This is a genomic window from Archangium sp. (assembly GCF_045802675.1).
GTDB lineage: Bacteria > Myxococcota > Myxococcia > Myxococcales > Myxococcaceae > Archangium.
In genome coordinates, this window is the sequence record NZ_JBJMQO010000075.1 from 1 (window position 1) to 18,058 (window position 18,058).

An 18,058-nucleotide genomic window follows, 5' to 3' on the forward strand; every position below is an offset into this window, starting at 1 on the left:
CCCCACCTGTAGACTCGGCGACCCAGAGGGTCTTGCACATGGGCCATGACAAGGGGCTGCTCGAGCCCGGGGAGCTCCTGGACAACCGCTACGAGGTGGTGCGCCCGCTCGCCGAGGGCGGCATGGCCACCATCTACCTGGTGCGCCACCTGGGGCTGCAGAGCCTGCATGCGCTCAAGGTGCCGGATCCCCGCATCTTCCACAGCCCCGAGGCCCGCCACCGCTTCACCACCGAGGGCCGCCTCCAGGCGCTGCTGCGCCATCCCCACATCGCCCAGGTGACGGACATCGTCGTCAGCCCGGTGCCCGGCCTGGTGATGGAGTACGTGGAGGGCGGCACCCTCTGGGAGCTCTGCGGCCAGAGTCCCCACGGGAGGCTCGGCCTGGACACGCTCCGGGAGGTCTTCCTGCCCGTGCTGGACGCCATGGAGGCGGCCCATGGCCACCGGGTGGTCCACCGCGACCTGACGCCGAGCAACATCCTCCTGGCCCCCGGGCCCCGGGGGCGGATGCACCCCAAGGTGACGGACTTCGGCATCGCCAAGGTGGCCCAGGAGGAGCCAGGCCAGAAGTACCGCACCCGGACGGGCGTGCTGCTGGGGACGCGGCCCTACATGAGCCCGGAGCAGATCCGCGGGGCGGCGGAGGTGGATGCCCGCACGGACCTCTTCGCCCTGGGCGCCATCCTCTACGAGGCCGCCACCGGGCGGATAGCCTTCGACGCGGCCACCGACTTCGAGCTGATGAAGCGCATCACCGAGGGCCAGTACCCCCCGCCCGAGCAGGTGGTGCCCGAGCTCCCCGAGGCGCTCTGCCAGTGCATCCGCAAGGCACTGGCAGTGGACCCCGCCGAGCGATTCCAGGACTGCGCGGCCTTCCGGGCGGCGCTCGAGCGGGCCCTGGAGGTGAGTCCCGCTCCCGAGGCCCCCCTCCCCGAGGAGCCCCGGCCGGCCCCGGTGCAACCCGTGGCACCCGCCCCCACGCCCGCCCCCGCCCCCACGCCGCGCGCGAGGCGTTCCGCGTGGCTCATCCCCCTGGGCGCACTGTCGGCACTGCTGCTCGTGGGTCTGGGGTTCGCGCTGCTCCACCTGGGGCAGCTCCAGGAGGAGAACCAGCGCCTGCGGAGCCACAGCCAGACGGGCGAGCAGGACAACCAGCGGCTCCAGCTCGAGCTGGGCGTTGCCTCGAATCAGGCGCGGCGGTCCGAAGCGGAAGCGCGGGAGCTCCAGGAGAGGAATCAGAAGACGCTGCAGCAGGTGCAGCAGCTCGCGCAGCGCAATGACGAGCTGCAGAACTTCCAGAACAACGCCCTGAAGTTCCTGGAGCGGACGCTGCTGGACACCGCCGTCCACAACAACCTGCAGCAGGCCTACCGGATCGTCCGGACGTGCAACAAGACGGACGAGCGGTTGACCTATCAGTACATGGACGATGAGAGGAATTGGTCCGAGTCGCTCGTGCTCGAGCCCCAGTCGTGCATCTCGCGCTGGCTGCCGGGCTATCTGGCCCAGGTGCCGGTGCGGTACAGCTCCCTGAGGGACAATGTCACCCTCACGGGCCAGGCCATGGCCGGCATGGTCGTCGGACGGATGCCGGACCTCGAGGCCGACTGGCGGCCCTGGGAGAACCAGCTCGTCATGGACCCGGGCCAGGGCCTCCAGCTGAGGTCGGCCTATACCGAGACCGGGCTGCTCGGCACGACGACACCACAGCCCTGATCCATCGAGAGCAGCGTGGCGATCGGAGCCCGGCGAATCGTGCCAGACTCGACGCATGAGTCTCATCACGCTGTCCATCCCCCTCTTCTTCCTGCTGATGGGCATCGAGTGGCTGTGCGGACGGCTGCAGGGCCGGCGCGTGTTCCAGGCCCCGGATGTGTTCGCGAACCTCTCGCTGGGCGCGGCGCAGACGGTCTTCACCGCGGCGGCCGTGGGCCTGCTGGCCGGCGCCTATACGGCCCTCTACGTACACCGGCTCTTCGACGTCCCCGCGTCCTCGGCGCTCGCATGGGTGGCGTTGATGCTGGGTGTGGACTTCGCCTACTACTGGTTTCACCGTACGTCGCACCGGATGAACCTGGCCTGGGCCGCGCACGCGCCGCACCACCAGAGCGAGCACTACAACCTGTCGGTGGCACTGCGTCAGGGGCCCGTGCAACCGCTCGTCTCGCGCGTCTTCTACCTGCCGCTGGCCCTGCTGGGCTTTCCCCCGGCCATGTTCGCCACGGCGGTGGCCCTCAACACGCTCTATCAATTCTGGGTGCACACCGAGCTCATCCACCGGCTGGGGCCGCTCGAGTGGGTGCTCGTCACGCCCTCGCACCACCGCGTGCACCACGCGTGCAACGGCCGCTACCTGGACAAGAACCACGGCGGCATCCTGATCATCTGGGACCGGATGTTCGGCACGTTCGAGCCCGAGGCGGAGCGCATCACCTACGGCACGGTGAAACCGGTGCGCACGTTCAATCCGCTCGAGGCCATGCTCGTCCCCTTCCGTGAGCTCGCGGAGCGCACGTGGAAGGCTCCGAGGGCAATCGACAAGCTCAAGCTCTGGCTCATGCCGCCCGAATGGCACGCGCCGGGAGAGGACGCACCAGCCGCGAAAGTCCTCCCGGGCCGGGAGCGGTACGACGTGAGTCCCTCGCGCCGGGTGGCGCTCTACGTGAGCATCGTGGGCGTGTTGACGTTGCTCGTCACGGTGCTGTTCCTGGTCCGGAGCCCCGCGTTGCCGCGGAACGCGCGGCTCGCGTTCGGGGTGTGGTTCCTCGCCTCGATGGGGGGCCTGGGCGGAGTGCTGGAAGGCAGGCGCTGGGGGCCATGGGTGGAGGCGGTGCGGCTCGCGGCGGCACCGCTCGTCGTCGTGGCACTGTAAGGACAGGACCCCCGCCGGGAAAAACAACGGGCCAAGGCCACCGCGAGGAGGCGGTGACCCCGGCCCATGGCGCTCCCCTGGAGGGAGAGGGAGCCCACACGCGCTCAGGTGTGGTGGTGCAGGCTCTCGGCGAGGTACGGGTCGTTGCGTGCAATCAACGGCACCGAGGCCACCGTGCGCGTCACCGTCACCACGAATAGCGCTCCGAGCCCCAGCAGGCCCGCCACGTCCCACACGCTGATGCCGGTGTACTCGGGCATGTTGGAAGGGGCGATCATCAGGTGCAGATCCAACCACCGCCCCGCCAGCATGATGCCGGCGACGAAGCACAGGTGCAGCGGGTTGCGCTTGGCCGGCCTGGGCAGGAGCAGCACGAAGGGCAGCGCCCAGTTGAGCACGACGTTCAGATAGAACGGCCCCTGCCACCCGTGGTGCATCCGCTGAACGAAGTAGACGGTCTCCTCGGGGATGTTCGCGTACCAGATGAGCAGGAATTGCGAGAACCACAGGTAGGCCCACAGCGTGGCGAAGCCAAACATCAGCTTGCCCAGGTCATGCAGGTGGCTGGTATTGACCTCCCGCAGCACCCCCGAGCGCTTCAGCAGGATGACGGCCACGGTGATGGCGGCCACGCTCGACTCCAGCATGCCGGCGATGTTGTAGAGCCCGTAGATGGTGCTGAACCAGTGCGGCTCCAGGCTCATCAGCCAGTCGAAGCTGGCCAGGCAGAACGAGAGCGCGAACACCACCAGGAAGAGCGCCGAGGTGGCCACGTTGCGCTTCGTGGGCTCGGGTGAGGACCCGGCGTCCTGGGCCAGTGAGTTCCTCCGCAGCCGCCAGGTGAAGAAGACCCACAGGCCCAGCATCACCCCCATGCGGAGGGCGAAGCCCGGCGTGTTGAGGAAGGCGGCCTTCTGGTGCAGCAGGTGGTCCGACTCCATCACCCCGGGGCGCGCCCACAGATACAGCGAGGGCAGGCCCGCGAGCACCAGCAGCAGCGTCACCGCGCCCACCGGCACGTAGGAGGCGAAGGCCTCGGGGATGCGCTTGAAGACGGTGTACCAGCCCGCGTTGGCCACGGAGTTGAGCGCGAGGAACACCGCGCCGCCCAGCGCCAACGTGAGGAAGAAGAAGCCACTGGTCAGCAGGCTGGAGAAGCCCCGGGTGGGCTCCAGGGCCATGCCCGCCGCCAGTCCGAGCAGGCCCAATACCGCCACGGCCATGCTGGCCCGGCGGAGGTTGGGGCCGACGACGATTCCCGAGGAGCTCATGGCGTGTCCTTCCGCGCGGTCCGCGCCGGAGACTGCAGAGACCGGATGTAGTGGACGATCTTCCAGCGGTCCTCCTGGGCCACCTGCGAGCCGTGAGCCGGCATCAATCCCTGTCCATGGGTAACGATGTGGAAGAGCTGCCCGTCGGCGAGCCCACGGGCGTGCTCGGCCAGCAGCGACGGAGGCCGGGGGAAGCGCGCGGCCACCAGGCCGTCCCCAAGCCCACCCGAGCCGTGGCAGTGCGAGCAATAACGGTTGAAGGCCACCTTGCCTCGCGCGAGCACGGGCTCCGAGGCCTCGAAGGGATTCTTCAGGTCCACCGAGGCGCGGGCGGCCTCCTGGGGGCCGGGGGCATAGTGCACCGGCGAGTAGCCCCGGGGAAGGCTGCCCGGCGCGGGCGTCATCAGCGTCTTGCCATCGCGCGTGTTGGGGTTGGGCGCGAAGCTGTCGTACGGCACGGAGCTGTACATGTCCGGCGCGTACTCGAGGTTGGGCTGGGAGACGTCCCGCTCGCAGCCTGGCAGCAGGGCCGCGGCGAGCACGCCGGTACCGACGAGGAGCCGCTTCACGACGCCACCTCCATCTGCTCCACCTCGAGCGCGCCGTGGCGCTGGAGGAGGTCTCTCACCTTCGCGTCCGACTCGTCCGCGCGCAGGGCCAGCACGAAGCGGTCATCCGTCACCCGGGGCAGGGCCTCGCGCGCGCTGCCGGGGAAGCTCTTCGTGCGCAGCAGGAAGGCCGCCACGGTGAAGAGGCCCGCGAAGAGCACGGTGAGCTCGAAGGCCACGGGGATGAAGGCGGGGAACGAGTTGAACGGCTTGCCGCCCACGTTGAGCGGCCAGCTCACCACGGACGTGTAGTACTCGAGCGACAGCGCCGACGTGGTGCCCAACAGCCCCGCCCCGAAGCACACCCAGGTGAGGCGCGAGGCCTTCAACCCCATGGCCTCGTCCATGCCGTGGATGGCGTAGGGCGTGTAGACGTCGTGCACCGCGTACCCGGCCTCGCGAGCGGCCCGGGTGGCGTCGAGGATGCGCTCCTCGCTGTCGAAGTAGCTGACCAGGACGGAAGGGGACGGGCTCATACCGGGATGTCCTTTCGCACCGCCACCGCCACCGCCGCCAGGGCCGGCGCGGGCATGGGCTGAGGCTCCTCGGCCGGGTGCTCGTGCGGAGTCTCGGCGCCGCGGGCCGGGTGGGTGGCGTGCGCCGGGGAGTGGCCCCCGCGGGCGAAGCTCGCCACGCTCTTCACCTCGCCGATGGAGATGATGGGCAGCACCCGGGTGAACAGCAGGAACAGCGTGAAGAAGAGGCCGAAGGTGCCCACGAAGGTGCCCACCTCGACGACCGTGGGCGTGTACATGGACCAGCTCGAGGGCAGGAAGTCGCGGTGCAGCGACGTCACGATGATGACGAAGCGCTCGAACCACATGCCCACGTTGATGACCAGCGACAGCACGAAGATGGCCGCGGGCGACGTGCGCACCTTCTTGAACCAGAACAGGTGCGGCGACACCACGTTGCACGTCACCATCGTCCAGTAGGCCCACGCGTACGGACCGAAGGCGCGGTTCATGAACGTGAACTTCTCGTACGGGTTGCCCGAGTACCAGGCGATGAAGAACTCCGTCCCGTACGCCAGCGATACGATGCCCCCCGTGACGATGATGACCTTCGTCATGTTCTCGAGGTGGCGGATGGTAATCAGGTGCTGGAAGCCGAGCACCTCGCGGGTGATGATCATCAGCGTCAGCACCATGGCGAAGCCGCTGAACACCGCGCCGGCGACGAAGTACGGCGGGAAGATGGTGGTGTGCCAGCCGGGGATGACCGAGGTGGCGAAGTCGAAGGACACGATGGTGTGCACGCTGATCACCAGCGGCGTCGCCAGGCCCGCGAGCAGCAGGTACACCGTCTCGTAACGGTGCCAGGTGCGCGACGAGCCGCTCCACCCGAACGACAGCGCCTTGAAGACAGTCTTCTTCAGGCCCCTGGCACGGTCTCGCACGGTGGCCAGGTCGGGGATGAGGCCGAAGTACCAGAACACCGCCGAGATGGTGAAGTACGTGCTGATGGCGAACACGTCCCAGAGCAGCGGCGAGCGGAAGTTCACCCAGAGGCTGCCGCGGCTGTTGGGGTACGGCAGCACCCAGAAGGCATTCCACGGCCGGCCCATGTGGATGACGGGGAAGAGGGCCGCGCACATGACAGCGAAGAGCGTCATGGCCTCGGCGGCGCGGTTGATGCTCGTGCGCCACTTCTGCCGGAAGAGGAAGAGGATGGCGGAGATGAGCGTGCCCGCATGGCCGATGCCCACCCAGAACACGAAGTTGGTGATGTCGAAGGCCCAGCCGATCGTCTTGTTGAGGCCCCATACGCCAATACCGGTGGCGACCTCGTAGGAGACCATGCCGACGCCCACCGCGAGCGTGGCGACGGCCAGGGCGAAGGCCACCCACCACTTGCCCGAGGGCTTGCGCTCCATCGGAGAGCAGATCTCCTCGGTGAGTTGGCCGAGGGTGCGCTCCTCGCTGACGAGCGGCACCCGGAGGGTGGAAGTGTGCTGGTTGCTCATTCCGCGCTCCCGTTTCCGGTGTTGCGAATCCTGGTGAGGTACGTCACGGCCGGCCCGATGTTGATGTCCTCCAGCAGCCGGTAGGCACGCCCGCTCTTCGCCAACTTCGCCACGTCACTGTCCGGGTCGTTGATGTCGCCGAAGTGGATGGCATTGGCCGGGCAGCTCTGCTGGCACGCGGTGCGGATGTCTCCGTCACGCAGCTCGCGCCCCTCGCGCTTCGCCAGGGCCTTGCCCTCCTGGATGCGCTGCACGCACATGGAGCACTTCTCCATCACGCCGCGCGAGCGCACCACCACGTCCGGGTTGAGCACCATCCGCTCGATGGGCTCGTCGTGCTCGTAGTCGAACCAGTTGAAGCGGCGGACCTTGGTGGGGCAGTTGTTGGCGCAGTACCGCGTGCCCACGCAGCGGTTGTAGACCTGCTGGTTGAGGCCCTCGCTCGAGTGCACCGTGGCGAGCACCGGGCACACCGTCTCGCACGGGGCGTTCTCGCAGTGCTGGCACATCATCGGCTGGTGCACCACGCGGGGCGCGTCCGGCTCGCCCTCGTAGTACCGGTCGATGCGCATCCAGTGCAGCTCGCGCTGCCGGCGCGCCTCGTCCTCGCCCACGATGGGGATGTTGTTCTCCGCCTGGCAGGACACCACGCACGCCGAGCAGCCCGTGCACGCGCTCAGGTCCACCGCCAGCGCCCACTTGTGGCCCTTGTACTCGTGGCCGGACCAGATGGAGAGCGGATGGCCGCCGTGGCCCTCTTCCTTCTCGTTGCCCGCGCCCGGGTTGGCGAGGAACTCCGCCAGCTCGGCCTCGCGCACCAGCCCGCGACCCTCCATCGAGGCGTGTGTCTGGGAGAGCGCCAGCGGCTTTCGCGCAGGGGTCACCTGATACCGCACCCCGAGCGCCGCGCGGCGCACCTTCCCATTCGTCAAAGAGGCCAGGCCGAAGGCGTTCTTCCCCACTTCGTTCCCGAGACGTCCCACCTTCGTCCGGCCGTAACCCATGGCGAGGCCCAGCGCCCGCGGATGCGTGCCCGGCTGCACCAGCGCCGGCACCGCGAGCGTCTTCCCTCCCGTGCTCACCTCCACCACCTGCCCGTCGCTGATGCCCAGCTTCGAAGCGGTGGAGGGTGCCACGCAGAGGTAGTTGCCCCAGGTGGCCTTGGAGATCGGATCCGGCATCTCGTGCAGCCAGCCGTTGTTGGCCAGCGCGCCGTCCCTCAAGCCCACCTTTTGATACAGAACCAGTTCGAGCTCGCCCGTCGCCGGGACCGGGCCCGCCAGCACGGCCGCCACGCTCTCGGGGCGGAACGCGGGCGCCTCGGTGGCCGCCGGCTGGGGCAGCACCACCACCACGCCCTGGCGCACCACCTCGTCCCAGAAGGCCTGGAAGCCGGTGGCCACATTCGCGCGCGGGAAGATTTCCACCTCCCAGCGGGCACGCAGGAAATCGTAGTGCGACTGCTCGGCCCCGGCCCACTTCAGCAGGGACTCCACCGTGGCGCGCGTCTCGTGCAGCGGGGCCACCACCGGCTGGCGCAGACTCAGCACGCCGCGCCGCGGCTCGGCATCCCCCCAGGACTCCAGCGGGGTGTGGTCCGGCGCGTGGAAGCGCACCAGCGAGGCCGTCTCGTCGAGCCGGTCGCTCGTGGCCACCGTCACCGCCACGTCCTTCAGCAGTTCCGCCAGCGCCTCGCCCTTCGGGTGCGCGTAGGCCGGATTGACGCCGTGGAAGAGGACGGCGCCCACCTGCTTCGCCTCCAGCTCCGCGAGCAGCTCGCCAAAGGTCATCGCCTCCGCGTCCAGCGACACGCCGCCAGAGACGGACACGGTGGTGCCCGCGTTGCCGAGCAGCTCGTTGGCCACGGCGGCCAGCACCTGCGCGGCGGGCTCGTCACCCCCGCACACCACCAGGGCCTTCTCCTTCGCGGCCCACAGCTCACCGGCCAGCGTCTCCAGCATGTCCGCGGGCACCTGCGTCGCGGCCACTCCCGCGAGGCCCTCCACGGTGCGGCCCGCCTTCTCCGCCAGCCGCTCCACCAGCGCCGCCAGCGCCGGCACCACGTCCGAGGGCGCCACCGGCACGCGCTTGTCGGCGCTCGCGCCCGTGAGCGTCATCAGCGGCTCGAGCTGCCAGTGCCGCGCCATCTCACGCTTGCCCGACGCATCGCGGGCCGCGGTGTACTGGCGCGTGAAGGCCACCGGAGACACCCAGGTGCCCAGGAAGTCCGCGCCGAAGCTGGCGATGACCTTCGCGTTGTCGAAGCGGTAGTCCGGCACCACGCGAGTGCCGTGCGTGAGGAGGTACGCCTCGGCGATGGCCTCCAGCTCACCCGTGGCGTCGAAGCGCACCGTGCGCGCGGTGGGGAAGGCAGACAGGAAGCGCGCCACGGCGGCCTCGGCGGTGGGGCCCAGCACCCACGGGAGGACGAGTCGAATCGCCTTCCCCTCCCCCGCCACCTTCTTCAATCCCTCGGTCACCGCCTTGTCCAGGTCCGCCCACGCGGCCCGGGTGCCGCCCACGGACGGCCAGCGCGAGCGATTGGCGTCATAGAGGGACAACACGGAGGCCTGGCCCACGGCGCACACGCCGCCACGGGACACCGGGTGCTCCTCGTTGCCCTCGACCTTGATGGGGCGGCCGTCGCGCGTCTTCAGCAGCACGCCGCAATGGGCGCTGCACGCGCCGCACGTGGTCGCGTACCAGAGGGCCAGGCCCGGGGTGAGCTCGTCCGGCTTCACCAGGAAGGGCACCGCCTTCTGCACCGGGGCGCGCTGGCAGGCCACCATGGCCGCCGCGGCGCTCAGGCCCATCACCTTGAAGAAGTCACGGCGCGAGCTCGCGTCCGGCGGCTGGGCCGCCACGCCGACGGGGAGCTCCTCGGCGAATTCGTTGCGGGATTGCTCGAGCAGCGCCGGGTCCCCGGCTCGCGCGGCCAGGCTCTGCCAGTACTTGGGTGTCGTCTCGGACATGGTGCGCGTTTCCTCAGCGGTGGCAGCCGGAGCAGTCGGTGGGAGGATTCAGGATGCGAGGCGCCGGAGTGACGGGCGCGCTGGCCTTCGGCGTCCCCGACGCGGTGGCCATGAGCACACCGGATGCCAGCGGCGGCACCGGCGCCTGGGCCCGCGAGTCCTGCGTCTTGCGGTGGCAGTCCAGGCACCAGCCCATCGTCATCGGCTCGGCCTGCTCCAGCCGAACCATCTCCTGCACCGGGCCGTGGCACTTCTGGCACTCGAGCCCGGCGGTGACGTGGTTCGCGTGGTTGAAGTACGCGTGGTCCGGCAGCCGGTGCACCCTCACCCATTCAATGGGCCGGTTGTCCTTCACCGCCTGGGTGAGCTTTTGAATCTCCGGCGAGTCCGTCTTCACCTGCGTGTGGCAGTTCATGCACACGCCCGCGTGGGGAATGCCCGCGTGCCGGCTCTTCTCCGCGCCCACGTGGCAATACTGGCAATCAATCTCGTAGTGGCCGGCGTGCACCGCGTGGGAGAACGCGATGGGCTGCTCGGGCATGTAGTTCTGGTTGTTGTTCACCGGCGTGGTGTCACAGCCGCTCATCGCGAGCGCGGCCAGCACACCGGAGAGGAGCGAGGCGCGAGTCGAGAGAATCATGGGGTGACAATCCCGCCTTGGCCGGCGGTCTCCTCCCGGGAGGACACGAGGGTGGGCGCGGACCGAGCCGAGGCCAGCCAGCGGGTGAGAGGCCAGGCCAGCAGCAGCGCGAGCACGCCGAAGAGGTGCATGCGCACGGTGAGCGGCAGCTGGGCCACGAGCGTCGCGTCCGGCTGTAGCGTCACCAGCGAGCGCAGGTACGGCACCACCACGCTCACGTACCAGGCCGAGGCCCAGCGGTACCCCACGGCGATGGAGAGGCCGTTGAGCACCTCGGCGAGCAGCAGCACCTGGAAGGGCAGCCACACGCGGGCACCGGGCTCGCGGCTGGAGAAGCGGCGGGTGATGCTCGCCACCAGGCCCCACGCCAGCATCATCCCTCCGATGAGCCCCACCACCTCCAGGAAGAAGAGGCGGAGGGGCGAGCGGATGAAGAGCCCCACCGCGTTCGGCAGGAGGAAACAGGCCGCGTGCCACAGCAGCATCACGAGGCCACCCACCACCAGGGACACGGCCGCCGAGCCGGTGCCCTCGCGCTCCACCCACCCCATCACCCAGGCGGACAGACGCGCACGGTTGCGCAGCCACGCCGGCACGCCCACGGCGAGCACCAGCACCAGATACGGCAGGGAATCGTAGAGGAACGTGTCGTTCACGTGTCGCCTCGCTCTCCGTCCTTCGAGCGGCCGCGGCCGCCCAGGACGATGCCGATGAAACCCAGCGCGACGCCCAACCCCACGAAGCCCAGGTAGAAGAAGTCCCGGTCCTTGCGCGGCGGCGTGCCGTCTCGAGAGACCTGCGCCAGGTACGCCTTCACGTCGTACTGCTCCGCGTCCGTCAGCGGCGCCTTCCCGTACAGTTCCTTCATCAGCGGGAAGTCCATCTGCTTGAGCGCGGGCGTCATCTTCCGCTCGCCCAGCCGCGCGAAGGAGAACGTCAGGTCTCTCGCCAGCGTGCCGCCGCCCACCACGCCGATGTCGCGCACGTTGTGGCAGCCGATGCAGGCCGGGCCCCCGTTGGCCAGCGCCACCCGGCCCTCGAAGAGCTGCCGGCCGTGCTCTATCTCCTCGGGCGTGGCGTCCGAGGCCAGCTTCGGCCCCGTGGCCCCCGGCTGGCAGCTGCCCTTCTCGGCACAATCCCGGAAGAACGCGAACAGGCCCTTGCGCTCGTCGTCGGTGAGCTGCTGGTCCGGCATCCGGATGTTGTTGAACTTCTTCACCAGCTCATTCGCCACCGGGTCGCCGCTGTCGATCGCCGCGCCCGGGCTCTCGAGGAACGTGGTGACCCAGGACTCCTCGCGGCGCTTCAGCACCCCCATCAGATCCGGGCCCACCCGGTCTCCCTGGCCCACGGTGTGGCAGGTGGCGCAGCGCTGGGAGAAGAGCTGGGAGCCCTCGGCCACTCCCCGCGCCGCGGCGGGCAGCGACACGAGCAGGGCCAGCATCGGCAGGGCGGCGACGGCCAGTGCTCGCATCCGGCGTCGGCCAGGGACGTCTGTACGCATCGCGGCGTGCCCCTCTTCGGAAGGTTTCCGAGCCCCTCGCTCGGATGCACGCGCCGCACTGCAACCAGGGGGCCAGCAAGCGGACGGGCTCTCCTCCGAGAGAGCGGAGCCCTTCGCGCGAAGTGTCAGGAGCGCAGCATTTGCGTCCCGCGCATTCCTCGCGCGCAGCATTTGCCGCGCATGGCCTACCCAGGTCTCTCCACTGTCATCCCCGAACGCTGGCGCGGCGGCACCGGCAGCTGGATGCCCCCAGACCGCTCCATCGCCTCCGGGGCGGCTCCTTTACTCGAAAGCTCCGCGCTCCCTAGACTCGCCGGCTCACATCCGCGCGCAGGAGCCTGAGTGTCTCGCGTCCATCTCGTCTTCGCCCTGCTCCTCGCCTCCATTCCCGTCGCTTGTAGGACCCAGCACGAAGACTCCGGCTGTGCCTCGGCGGCCGATGCCTCCTGCGATGCGTGCGCGGCGGGGCTCCAGGATCACGACGGCGACGGCGTCTGCGCTCCGGCCTGCACGGACAGCAGCTGCCACGGACACGGGACCTGTGCCGACTCGACGGGCGCGGCGAGCTGCAGCTGCGCGACCGGGTACACGGGCCCCGGCTGCGGAAGCTGCGCGGCCGGCTTTCAGGACAACGACCATGACGGCGCGTGCGCGCCAGTGTGCGAGACCTCGACGTGCAACGGCCGGGGCACCTGCTCGGACACCTCGGGCCAGCCGGTGTGCTCCTGCAGCGGCGGCTACGCGGGGGCCACCTGTGGCGCGTGCGCCGCGGGCCTGCAGGACAACGACCACGACGGCGTCTGCACCGCGAGCTGCGCGAGCACGCCCGCCTGCCCCGGGGCACACCAGGCCTGCGGCGATGAGACCGGCACCGCGACATGCGCGTGCGCGGCCGGCCATGCCGACTCCGGCTCCGGCTGCGCGTGGGTGGGCGTGATTCGAGACCCGAGCTTCGATCGCACTCCGGCCGATGCGTGGGCGGCCTCGGGCGGTGCGCAGGTCCTCCCCTCCTCGACCCTGGCCTTCTTCGGACACGACGCGATCTGCACGGACCTCGGTGCGGTCACCCAGCGGGTCACCATGCCCCCGGCCTCCGCCGCTGACCGGCTCGCGCTCTCCGTCACCGCGAACGCGACATGCAATGCCGCCACCTGCCCCTGGCCGTACCCGAGTCTGGCGGTCGGGTTTGGCGGCAAGCGCCACTACATCCAGGACCTGACCAAGGGGAACTCCACCACGAGGATCTGCCTCGGCGAGGCGGCCCTCGGAGGCACGCGCGCTCTCGAGCTGAGCCCCTCGACCCGGAGCTTCTGCGCCTCGTCCATCGTCACCGCCAGCATCGATCGTGTCGACGTGTCTCCCGATCCGGCCTGCCCGCCGCTGGGGACCCTGGTCAACGGAGCGTTCACGGACGGGGACACCGGCTGGACGCTCGGCCTCACCGGGAGCGCGACCGGTGGGCTACAGACCGGTCCGTTCGACGGCACCGCCGCGTTCCACGTCCACAGTGAATGGACCTGCTCGGACGGCTCCGCCAAGACCCTGCTCTCGATTCCCCTCGCCGAGGGTGCCGCACTCCGCTTCGACAGCCAGCTCACCGCCGGGAAGACGGCGTTCGTGCAGCTCGATGGCCGGACGGTGGGAGTCGTGCAGGGCGACGGCACGCCGCGTTCGACCACACTCTGCCTCTCCGACGCGGTCGCGGGCACCGTGCAGGAACTGTACGTCTACGCGGCGAACGCCGGCCCGAGCTGCTACACCTCGTCTCCCTACGACTTCTACCTCGACAACGTGGAGGTGGTGACGGACCCGGCGTGCGCGGGGGAGAAGGCGATGAGCGACCCGGGCGCGGAAATCGAGCCGTCCGCGGCCATCATTCCCTGGGAGCTCTCGGCGTATGACGTCTCGACCGCCACCTTCACCCGGAACCCGGCCGAGGTCCACGGGGGCGCGCAGGCGCTCAAGCTCAGCACCGCCGAGTTCTGCGGGTACGCCTCCGTGAGGGCGCCGGTGAACGTGCCGCTCGCGGACGCGACCGGGGGCCCAGCCCTCAAGGTCTGGCTGAACGCGAACACGCTCACGTACGCACGGATGTCGGGCACCCCGATGAACGTCAGCCTCATCCCGAGCACTACCGGCTGGGAGCAGCACACGATCTGCCTCCCGCCCGAGCGGAGCGGCGGCCTGAACAACATCACCCTGCAGGTCGTGGCCTCCTCGAACGGAGGCTGTGGCAGCCCCACCGTGGAGATGCGCGCCTTCCTCGACGACTTCGAGGTCACCACCGACGCGAGCTGCCCGACCCACTGAGCGGAGCGGAACGCCCGGCCGGGCCGAGGTCCGCCCAGCGCTGACTCACCCGGGGAGGTGGGTGGTGGCGAAGAGGTTCCGGTTGAGCACCACGACGACGCCGATGGCGACGAGCACCAGCGCCCCCACCACCGCGGCGAGCGGCAACGCATAGCCGGGGTTGGGGCGCTTGCGGTTCACCACCAGCAGCGCGTGGGCGAGACCCGCCGCCAGCAGCATCGTCACCATATGGGTCCAGATGCGCCCATCCACCACCGGCCACGTGAAGGCCAGACAGATGCCCAGGAGGACCTGGAGGTCGAGCATGCCCACGAAGCTCGAGCCGATGATTCGCACCCGCTTGTCCACGGGCCGCTTCGTGGCGAGCCCGTAGGCGAAGAAGACGAGGGAGATCAGCCCCATGAGGAGCACCAGGTAGCGCAGCCCGGAGTGGGCGTGGAAGAGCATTCTCATGCTCGCGCTTCCTAGCGCCCCCCGGACTGGGAGGCGAGCCTTTACGTCGGATCCGGCTTCGGCGTGGTGCGCGAGCTCGGCGGGAGCGCGGGAGGCGCGGTCACCTCGGGCCCGGGCAGCTCACCCGTGAGGCTCTTGAGGAAGGCCACGAGGTCACCCACCTCGGCGTCCGAGAAGCTCATGCCCAGCTGGTGCTTCGCCATCAGGCGCACCGCCTGGGGCAGCTCCTTCACCGAGCCGTCGTGGAACCAGGGGCCCGTCTTCTCCACGTTGCGCAGCGTGGGGACGCGGAACTTGTGCAGGTCCTCCTCGTTCTTCGTCACCGCGAAACGGCCCTTGTCCTCGGTGGGGTACTCCTCGATGAGGCCCAGCTTCTGGAACGAGGTGCCGCCCACCGCCGGCCCGTTGTGGCACGTGGTGCAGCCCGCGCCCGCGAAGAGCTCCAGCCCGCGCCGCTCCTGCTCGGTGAGGGCCGACTCGTCCCCCGCGAGGAACTTGTCGAAGCGCGAGGTCGTCATCAGCTTGCGCTCGAAGGCGGCGATGGAGCGCGCGGCGTTGGTCACGCTCACCGGCTTCTTGTCGCCGGGGTAGGCCGCCTTGAAGGCCTTCACGTACTCCGGAATGGAGTTGAGCGTGGCCAGCACGCGCTTCTCGCCCGGCATGGCCATCTCCAGCGGGTTCATCATCGGCCCCGAGGCCTGCTCCTCGAGCGTGGCGGCGCGGCCGTCCCAGAACTGGGCGATGTGGCCCGCGGCGTGGAAGACGGTGGGCGCGTTGCGGGTGCCCTTCTGACCCTTGTGTCCCTCGGAGGTGGCCTTGCCATCCACGCCGAAGGTCGCCAGGTCATGGCAGCTGTTGCAGGAGATGTCGTGGTTCTTCGAGAGGCGGTTCTCGAAGAAGAGCATGTGGCCCAGCTTGACGCGCGCCTCGGTGTCCTCCGGCTTCACGGCGGCCTTCGCGGCGGCGGCGGCGGCGGCGGCAGGCAGGCGGAAGAAGGAGACGAGCTTCTCGTAGCTCATCTTCGGCTTCGCGGGCTCCGCGGCGGGAACGGCCTCGGCGGGAGCGGCCTCGGCGGGCGCGGCGGACGCCGGTGCAGCAGCCACGGCCGCGGGCTGGGGCACGGGCGGAGGAGACTCCTTTTTGCAGGAGGAAGAGAAGGCGCCCAGGGACACCAGCCCCACGCCGAGCCAGAACCGATTCCGCGACATCTACCAACCTCCCGAGAGGAGCAACACGAAGGGGACGTTCCTACCACTACCCGGCGTACCTTGGGGATGACCCGACGCGTTCAGGCGGAGGGCCAGGGTGGGCCGCGGCCCTCCAGGCAGCCCTGCTCCGCCTCCCCGGGAGGCAGGCGTCCAGGCCACGTCCCCCCGAGAGAAGAAGAGCCGGTCGACGGCCCACGACAGGCCGAGCCCCGTGGCCGTCCCCAGCACGTCCCAGGTCAGGTCCTTCGCGGAGAAGAAGCTCCCGCGCCCGGCGTCGTAGAGCTCCTTGGCCACCCCCGCCCCGAGTGCCACGCCCGCCCCGGTGAGCCACCGCGCCTCGGGGGCCTCGAAGAGCAGCGCCCCGCCGGCATACCCCACGCCGGCCAGCCCCGCGCTGACGCTGAAGTGCAGCGCCTTGTCCGGGCCGAACCAGTCGTCCCGGGAGGGAATCTCGGTCACCTCTCCCCGGGCGGACAGCGGCGCGAGCAACGACAGACACAGCAGGGCCAGGAGGGTTTCACGCTCGGTCATGACGCACCATGACACCACCCCTGGCGTCCGTTTTCGAGACTCGCGGCCCGCTTGCACGTATGCTTGGAATCCGTGACACGTCCCGGCACCTCGCTCTTCGATCTCCGCAAGCCCTCCTCCCGCCACCCCGGACTGGACGGCGCACGAGGATTGGCCGTGGTGGCGATGGTGCTGGGGCACACTCTGGACGCGCTGCTCTCCCCGGAGCTGCGCGGCCACCCGTGGGTGCAGCGCTACTGGGAAATGCGCGGCATCACCGCGCCCCTCTTCCTGCTGGTGGCTGGCTTCGCGGTGGTGGCGGCGCTCGGCAACGCGCCGGAGAGCGCGGGCCAGTCCTTCGGCCGCCGGGTCCGGCGCGCCCTGCTGCTGCTCTTCCTCGGCTACCTGGTGCACTGGCCGGGCTGGGACACCGCCCATGCGCTCGGCTGGGGCGAGGAGCTGCGCTCGCTCGTCTTCGCCTTCGATGCGCTGCAATGCATTGGCGTGAGCCTGCTGGTGGGCGCGGCGGTGCTGGTGCTCGCGCGCGGCACCTGGACGCGGGCCGTGGTGCTCGCCGTGCTGGCCGTGGGCATCCCCCTGGCGAGCACCTGGATGTGGAGCGCCACCCACGGCGCGCCCGTGGAGCTGAGGCAGGTGGTGGGCATGCCGGGCTCGCGCTTCCCCCTCTTCCCGTGGGCGGGCTTCTTCTTCGCAGGGGCGCTCGTGGCCCACCTGCTGCGGGCGCTTCGGGCCGGCTGGCCCCAGGGACTGGCCCTCGTGGCGTTCGGCGCCGCGCTGATGCTGCTCACCTGGCGGCTGCCCTCGGACTGGAGCCCCACCAGCGCGTGGCTGGTGGCCTGGCGCGTGGGACAGGGCCTGCTGGTGCTCGGCGCCGTCAACCTCGTGCCCCAGGTGCTCTCCCGCCTGCTGGCGCCCCTGGGCCGCAGCTCGCTCTGGATCTACGTGCTGCACCTGCCGGTGGTGTACGGCTGGGCCGGGACGGCGGGGCTCGCCGGGCGCGTGGGCCCCACGCTGGGCCTGCTGCCCACCCTGGGCGTGGGCCTCGCGCTGCTCGCGGTGTGCTACGCGATTGCCCGTGTGGGAAAGCTGGTACGGGGGGAGCGCCCCTCCAACGCCACCACGTGGCGCGCGCGCCCGGTGCCCATCAACGGCGCCGCGCTGCGCTCCGGCCAGCGCACCTGACGCTGACAGAGTATTTACTTCTACTCGGCGCGTGGGCTAGATGCGCCCCGTCGTCTCCAACGCAGTGAGTCGAAGCGAGGAAACATGCACCTGCTGAGCAAATTGTCCGTCGTTGCTGTCCTCTCGTTTGGCGCCACCGGCCTGTCGGGCTGCGCGGGCGTGGCGTTCCTGGGTCGCCCCGTCATCGGCACCGCGACGCTCTATGCGTCCACCGCCAGCAGCGAGTTCATCAACGAGCAGACCAAGCTTGGCAGCAAGAACGGCGAGAGCTGCGTGACGTCCATCCTCGGCATCATCACCACGGGTGACGCCAGCGCCAACGAGATCGCGCGCAAGGCCAACATCACCCGCATCACCCACATCGACAACAAGTTCGAGAACATCCTCGGGCTGTACGCGAAGTACTGCGTCGTGGTGTACGGCGACTAATCACTCTGCGTGCCGCGTCCCCGCCTCCGTGGCCGAGGGACGCGGCGCTCCGCCGTCGAGGGCTGGCGAGCCCGGGGCACAATGCCCCAGCGTGTCTCCCGCCCCGCTTC

Annotated in this window: 16 protein-coding genes; 5 read left to right on the forward strand and 11 right to left on the reverse strand. The window is 69.9% G+C overall.

Going from position 1 to position 18,058, the window contains the following annotated elements:
• Window positions 1-38: 38 nt before the first annotated feature.
• Window positions 39-1,718 carry a serine/threonine protein kinase gene (locus ACJ8AN_RS20100; protein WP_407757018.1) on the forward strand — a complete coding sequence of 560 codons (1,680 nt, stop codon included), beginning with the start codon at window positions 39-41 and terminating at the stop codon, window positions 1,716-1,718.
• A 55-nt stretch (window positions 1,719-1,773) separates the two neighbouring features.
• Window positions 1,774-2,874 carry a sterol desaturase family protein gene (locus tag ACJ8AN_RS20105; protein ID WP_407757019.1) on the forward strand — a complete coding sequence of 367 codons (1,101 nt, stop codon included), beginning with the start codon at window positions 1,774-1,776 and terminating at the stop codon, window positions 2,872-2,874.
• Between the two features lie 104 nt (window positions 2,875-2,978).
• Here ACJ8AN_RS20105 and ACJ8AN_RS20110 read toward each other — a convergent pair whose 3' ends face one another.
• The 8 genes from ACJ8AN_RS20110 to ACJ8AN_RS20145 are packed head-to-tail and all read right to left on the reverse strand — an operon-like array spanning window position 2,979 to window position 11,805.
• Window positions 2,979-4,145, reverse strand: coding sequence for a hypothetical protein (locus ACJ8AN_RS20110; protein ID WP_407757020.1), 1,167 nt, complete (start codon window positions 4,143-4,145; stop codon window positions 2,979-2,981).
• Window positions 4,142-4,714 carry a c-type cytochrome gene (locus ACJ8AN_RS20115; RefSeq protein ID WP_407757021.1) on the reverse strand — a complete coding sequence of 191 codons (573 nt, stop codon included), beginning with the start codon at window positions 4,712-4,714 and terminating at the stop codon, window positions 4,142-4,144. The genes ACJ8AN_RS20110 and ACJ8AN_RS20115 overlap by 4 nt, the downstream gene beginning before the upstream one ends.
• Window positions 4,711-5,229: a DUF3341 domain-containing protein gene (locus tag ACJ8AN_RS20120; protein WP_407757022.1), complete on the reverse strand. Its 519-nt coding sequence runs from the start codon at window positions 5,227-5,229 to the stop codon at window positions 4,711-4,713. Before ACJ8AN_RS20120 ends, ACJ8AN_RS20115 begins: the two co-directional genes overlap by 4 nt.
• Entirely contained in the window at window positions 5,226-6,719 is a 1,494-nt protein-coding gene (gene nrfD / locus ACJ8AN_RS20125; RefSeq protein ID WP_407757023.1) for an NrfD/PsrC family molybdoenzyme membrane anchor subunit, read from the reverse strand. The genes ACJ8AN_RS20120 and nrfD overlap by 4 nt, the downstream gene beginning before the upstream one ends.
• Window positions 6,716-9,691, reverse strand: coding sequence for a TAT-variant-translocated molybdopterin oxidoreductase (locus tag ACJ8AN_RS20130; RefSeq protein ID WP_407757024.1), 2,976 nt, complete (start codon window positions 9,689-9,691; stop codon window positions 6,716-6,718). Before ACJ8AN_RS20130 ends, nrfD begins: the two co-directional genes overlap by 4 nt.
• 13 nt (window positions 9,692-9,704) lie before the next feature.
• Window positions 9,705-10,331 (reverse strand): cytochrome c3 family protein, encoded by a 627-nt coding sequence (locus tag ACJ8AN_RS20135; RefSeq protein WP_407757025.1) that lies wholly within the window; start codon window positions 10,329-10,331, stop codon window positions 9,705-9,707.
• Window positions 10,328-10,987 carry a respiratory nitrate reductase subunit gamma gene (locus tag ACJ8AN_RS20140; protein ID WP_407757026.1) on the reverse strand — a complete coding sequence of 220 codons (660 nt, stop codon included), beginning with the start codon at window positions 10,985-10,987 and terminating at the stop codon, window positions 10,328-10,330. The genes ACJ8AN_RS20135 and ACJ8AN_RS20140 overlap by 4 nt, the downstream gene beginning before the upstream one ends.
• Window positions 10,984-11,805 (reverse strand): c-type cytochrome, encoded by an 822-nt coding sequence (locus ACJ8AN_RS20145; protein WP_407757027.1) that lies wholly within the window; start codon window positions 11,803-11,805, stop codon window positions 10,984-10,986. Before ACJ8AN_RS20145 ends, ACJ8AN_RS20140 begins: the two co-directional genes overlap by 4 nt.
• A gap of 372 nt (window positions 11,806-12,177) precedes the next feature.
• Between ACJ8AN_RS20145 and ACJ8AN_RS20150 the strand changes: the two genes are divergently transcribed.
• Complete coding sequence (locus tag ACJ8AN_RS20150) at window positions 12,178-14,145, forward strand: hypothetical protein (RefSeq protein ID WP_407757028.1); 1,968 nt, start codon at window positions 12,178-12,180, stop codon at window positions 14,143-14,145.
• A 45-nt stretch (window positions 14,146-14,190) separates the two neighbouring features.
• Here ACJ8AN_RS20150 and ACJ8AN_RS20155 read toward each other — a convergent pair whose 3' ends face one another.
• From ACJ8AN_RS20155 to ACJ8AN_RS20165, 3 genes are read right to left on the reverse strand one after another with little or no spacing between them, the layout of a single operon-like run.
• Window positions 14,191-14,598 carry a hypothetical protein gene (locus ACJ8AN_RS20155; protein WP_407757029.1) on the reverse strand — a complete coding sequence of 136 codons (408 nt, stop codon included), beginning with the start codon at window positions 14,596-14,598 and terminating at the stop codon, window positions 14,191-14,193.
• 41 nt (window positions 14,599-14,639) lie between these two features.
• Window positions 14,640-15,806, reverse strand: a complete 1,167-nt coding sequence (locus tag ACJ8AN_RS20160; protein WP_407757030.1) for a cytochrome-c peroxidase — start codon at window positions 15,804-15,806, stop codon at window positions 14,640-14,642.
• A complete protein-coding gene (locus ACJ8AN_RS20165; protein WP_407757031.1) occupies window positions 15,807-16,337 on the reverse strand; it encodes a YfiM family protein in 531 nt (176 codons plus the stop codon).
• A gap of 72 nt (window positions 16,338-16,409) precedes the next feature.
• Here ACJ8AN_RS20165 and ACJ8AN_RS20170 point away from each other — a divergent pair, with 72 nt between their 5' ends.
• Together ACJ8AN_RS20170 and ACJ8AN_RS20175 are read left to right on the forward strand one after the other, a co-directional pair.
• Window positions 16,410-17,519: an acyltransferase family protein gene (locus ACJ8AN_RS20170; RefSeq protein WP_407757032.1), complete on the forward strand. Its 1,110-nt coding sequence runs from the start codon at window positions 16,410-16,412 to the stop codon at window positions 17,517-17,519.
• A gap of 84 nt (window positions 17,520-17,603) precedes the next feature.
• Window positions 17,604-17,948 carry a TRL-like family protein gene (locus tag ACJ8AN_RS20175; RefSeq protein ID WP_407757033.1) on the forward strand — a complete coding sequence of 115 codons (345 nt, stop codon included), beginning with the start codon at window positions 17,604-17,606 and terminating at the stop codon, window positions 17,946-17,948.
• Window positions 17,949-18,058 lie beyond the last annotated feature (110 nt).

Excerpts from the sequence above, each read along its gene's own strand:
- ACJ8AN_RS20100 (WP_407757018.1), top strand. The coding sequence starts at position 39 with ATGGGCCATGACAAGGGGCTGCTCGAGCCCGGGGAGCTCCTGGACAAC.
- ACJ8AN_RS20105 (WP_407757019.1), top strand. The coding sequence starts at position 1,774 with ATGAGTCTCATCACGCTGTCCATCCCCCTCTTCTTCCTGCTGATGGGC.
- ACJ8AN_RS20110 (WP_407757020.1), bottom strand. The coding sequence starts at position 4,145 with ATGAGCTCCTCGGGAATCGTCGTCGGCCCCAACCTCCGCCGGGCCAGC.
- ACJ8AN_RS20120 (WP_407757022.1), bottom strand. The coding sequence starts at position 5,229 with ATGAGCCCGTCCCCTTCCGTCCTGGTCAGCTACTTCGACAGCGAGGAG.
- nrfD (WP_407757023.1), bottom strand. The coding sequence starts at position 6,719 with ATGAGCAACCAGCACACTTCCACCCTCCGGGTGCCGCTCGTCAGCGAG.
- ACJ8AN_RS20130 (WP_407757024.1), bottom strand. The coding sequence starts at position 9,691 with ATGTCCGAGACGACACCCAAGTACTGGCAGAGCCTGGCCGCGCGAGCC.
- ACJ8AN_RS20135 (WP_407757025.1), bottom strand. The coding sequence starts at position 10,331 with ATGATTCTCTCGACTCGCGCCTCGCTCCTCTCCGGTGTGCTGGCCGCG.
- ACJ8AN_RS20145 (WP_407757027.1), bottom strand. The coding sequence starts at position 11,805 with ATGCGAGCACTGGCCGTCGCCGCCCTGCCGATGCTGGCCCTGCTCGTG.
- ACJ8AN_RS20155 (WP_407757029.1), bottom strand. The coding sequence starts at position 14,598 with ATGAGAATGCTCTTCCACGCCCACTCCGGGCTGCGCTACCTGGTGCTC.
- ACJ8AN_RS20160 (WP_407757030.1), bottom strand. The coding sequence starts at position 15,806 with ATGTCGCGGAATCGGTTCTGGCTCGGCGTGGGGCTGGTGTCCCTGGGC.
- ACJ8AN_RS20165 (WP_407757031.1), bottom strand. The coding sequence starts at position 16,337 with ATGACCGAGCGTGAAACCCTCCTGGCCCTGCTGTGTCTGTCGTTGCTC.
- ACJ8AN_RS20175 (WP_407757033.1), top strand. The coding sequence starts at position 17,604 with ATGCACCTGCTGAGCAAATTGTCCGTCGTTGCTGTCCTCTCGTTTGGC.